Here is a 1,141-nt window from a genome sequence, read left to right on the forward strand (position 1 = left end):
CCCTAGTGTTCTGAGTCAGGAATTCTGTTCAGATGTATAGGCTTGCTGCATGGCACGGACGGGGCGGCCGAAGGCCGAGTTGACACTGTCGGACGAGGAACGGGCCGCCCTCGAGGAATGGGTGCGGCGACGTTCCACGCCGCAGGCGTGGGCATTGCGGTGCCGGATCATCCTGGCCTGTGCCGCGGGTGCGTCGAACAAGGACGTGGCCGCTGAACTCGGTTCCACGCCGCATGCGGTAGGCCGTTGGCGGGCCCGGTTCGTGCAGTACCGGATCGCCGGCCTGGGTGACATGCCACGTCCGGGCGGCCCCAGGACGGTGACGGACGAGCAGGTTGCCGCGGTGGTCACCAAGACACTGGAATCCACTCCGAAGAACGCCACGCACTGGTCGACGCGGTCGATGGCGAAGGAGCTGGGTCTGTCGCAGTCGTCGGTGTCCCGGATCTGGCGGGCGTTCGGCCTGCAGCCGCACCGGTCGGAGACCTTCAAGCTGTCGACTGATCCGTACTTCGTCGACAAGGTCCACGACGTCGTCGGTCTCTACCTGGACCCGCCCGAGCGGGCCTTGGTGTTCTGTGTCGACGAGAAGTCACAGATCCAGGCTCTGGACAGGTCCCAGCCAGTACTGCCGATGATGCCCGGGGTTCCTGAGCGGGCGACGCACGACTACGTCCGGGCTGGCACCACCACCTTGTTCGCGGCCCTTGAGGTCGCCACCGGCAAAGTGATCGGTTCCCTGCACCGCAGGCATCGGGCCGAGGAGTTCAAGAAGTTCCTGATCAAGCTCGACAAAGAGGTGCCCGCCGGCCTGGATGTCCACCTCATCTGCGACAACTACGCCACGCACAAGACCCCCGCCATCAAAAGGTGGCTGCTGGCCCACCCCCGTTTCCACCTGCACTTCACGCCGACTGGCTCGTCCTGGCTGAACCTCGTCGAGCGGTGGTTCGCCGAGCTGACCAACAAGCAGATACGGCGAGGCGTTCACAGGTCCGTCCAGGCGTTGGAGAAGGACATCCGCAACTGGATTGCCGTCTGGAACACCGACCCGAAGCCCTACGTCTGGACGAAGACCGCGGACGAGATCCTCGAACGCCTCGCCAATTATCTGAACAGAATTCCTGACTCAGAAGACTAG

1 protein-coding gene is annotated in these 1,141 nt (G+C 64.0%); it reads left to right on the forward strand.

Annotated features, from left to right (window positions below; genetic code table 11):
• The first annotated feature begins 49 nt into the window (after positions 1-49).
• Positions 50-1,141: an IS630 family transposase gene (locus tag ACZ7DE_RS41005; RefSeq protein WP_470769652.1), complete on the forward strand. Its 1,092-nt coding sequence runs from the start codon at positions 50-52 to the stop codon at positions 1,139-1,141.

The sequence above is a fragment of the Streptomyces sp. NPDC037083 genome (genome assembly GCF_055606485.1).